General features: G+C 62.4%; 2 protein-coding genes. Both read right to left on the bottom strand.

Features of this window, described 5'->3' with window-relative positions:
• Nucleotides 1-803, bottom strand: an 803-nt coding sequence (locus tag AC01FP_RS16975; RefSeq protein ID WP_474481854.1) for a cysteine peptidase family C39 domain-containing protein, incomplete at its 3' end; no start/stop codon positions are given.
• Between the two features lie 74 nt (nt 804-877).
• Entirely contained in the window at nt 878-1,879 is a 1,002-nt protein-coding gene (locus AC01FP_RS16970; protein ID WP_474481852.1) for an SLBB domain-containing protein, read from the bottom strand.
• Between the last annotated feature and the right edge of the window lie 432 nt (nt 1,880-2,311).

Genomic DNA, 2,311 nt, shown 5'->3' with positions numbered 1-2,311 from the left:
GGCAGCGCCCGCATCGGGTCGCCACTGCGCAGGAAGGCCATCCGTTCAGCCAGCGCGGCGGCTGGCATCGGTGGATCCTGGCGGTTAGCCAGGTTCACTTCACCGCCGAGGGCATCGGCTCCCTTAAGTTGCGCCAGCAGGTTGGGGGAAGCGATCTCTTCGGCCCTGGCTGCTTGGCTGGCGGCAAACTCGGGAGCGACCGGTTCGATGCTGCTGGCGATCTGCACTTGGCCGCCCGGGCTCACCAGCAAGAGATCGGTCTGGCGACTGGAGAGCGGGTCGCTGGCGGCGCGATAGGCAGCAGCACTGGCAGGTTTCGGCTGGATCAACTCTGGCAATTGAACCGTGCTCACCACCTGCTGCCGCCCCCTGAAGAACTGCTGGCCCATGTCCCAGCCCAGCACCGGCGCCCAGAGCAGCAACGCCCAGGTGATGAGCTTCCAGGCCAGGCCACCGCCATCCCCACCGCGCCGCTGGTCCACTTCATGCTCGGCTAGGCGGACATCGTCGGGTTCGAGCAGCAACATCACACCATTGCCCCAACCCGCCAGAAACTCGTCGCGCGAGAGCTGGCGGATACCCACGGCGGGATCATCGATCAGTACTTTGCTGCCCTGGAAGCCATGCAGCACCACCCAGTGGTTACCTTTCCATTGGCAGATGGCCGGCAGGGGCACGGCGTCGAGCTGGTCGCGCAGGTTGACCAGGGTGAGGCGCTTGCCGTGGTGCAAGGCAACAGTGGCCAAGCAGGCGGAACCACTGTCTTCCTCGGAGTGCTGCTCAACCAAGACGTGACGAGCCACACAACCAAACGTCTGTCTAGCTATTAAAGAGGACCAATCCGTGGCTTGATCGGTTCGCCCTGGATTCGGCCCCATCAGTTGTTCGTCTGGTCTTGAATCAACCTGACCAGAGCCCAGATATTGGCCAGCCCCGTGATCGGCCTGGCGATCGCATCGAGGCCATCAGTGAACACGGTGAGGTTGTTACGATTGACTATGATTGTGTCACCATTGCGCATGGGCGGATTGGAGAGGGCGCTCACAGGCTGATTGTAATCGATCCGGAAGAATTCATGGGTGGCGGTGCCGTTGCGGTTGATCCGAATCAATTCCACATCGCTGCTCTTGGCGCGTCCCCTCAGGGGCCCACCGGCCGCCAGAATCGCCTGCATCAGCGGCGTGTTGGCCTTGAGTTCGGTGCGGCCGGGGCCGCGCACCTCGCCCACCACATTCACCACGATCTTCTGGGGGGAGAGGTTGGCCACCGCGAGCTCCATCAGCTCCCAGTCGGGCACTATCGCCTTGCCCACCACGAGGGTGTCGCCATCGAACAGGAAGGGGTTCTGGCGTTTGTCGCCCTTCTGCAGCAGGGCCAGCAGATCAAGCTGGGTTTCCTTGCGTAGGTTCATTTCCCCAGGCAGCGCCCGCTGCAGCCGCACATCGGTAATGTTGGCGATCTGGGTGAGCCCACCGGCCTTCTGGATCGCCGTGACCACCGTGGGCAGCCCGCTGATCGAGCTGCCACCAGATCCGGTGGTGGAAGATTCCGCCGTGGTGAGTGAATAGAGGCCGGGGTTCTCCACCTCCCCGACGATCGACACCTGAATTGGTCGGGGCCGCACCACCTGCAAAGTGAGACTCGGGCGCAGCAGGTACTGCTTGTAAAGGCTCTCCAGCCAGGCGGTGGCCTGGTTGATCGTGAGCCCCTCAAGCACCACACTGCCTAGGAGGGCCAGCGCGGCGCTGCCGTCGTTGAGGATCTCGAAGGTGCCGCCTAGGTCCTTGGCGCCTGGATCGAGGATCGTCAAACCCACTTGATCTCCGGGGCCAAGGACGTAAGCGTCGCGGGCCAGGGCTTCCGGCAACAAAGGAGACATGACCGGGATCGGGGCCGCTTTGCTTGTGGCGGGGGGCAGGCTGGTTGCAGCAGCCTGAACCGACCAGCCAGAAACTCCCGCGTGCAGCCCAAGAATGGCGGCGGTCGTCAGCGCCAGTCGGCGTCGCCTCTTTGGGCTGGAAGCAACCATCGGTGGGGGCGTTGTTTTGAGGGTACTCGTAAAATAATGCTGACTCGGAGCCAGAGCCGTCGCCGGCGTCGAAAAGGAACAAGAGTTCGCGGTGCCGACCGCCTCACAGGGGGGAGATTAAGATATATCTCGCTTAGAAAGGGATAGCTTTAACGATACACATTTTGATGACGTTGAGGCGGTAGCTGGTGCTGCTGACTGCGCATTTGCTTCGCTCTAATGCTTGGAAGTAGATTATGGCTGGCTGGTCGCATAGCTCTCAAGCCCCGAATTGGGGCGGCC

This window comes from Cyanobium sp. NIVA-CYA 375 (assembly GCF_056108345.1).
The sequence above is the reverse complement of the archived record's forward strand: the minus strand, read 5'-3'. Positions and strand labels throughout refer to the sequence as shown.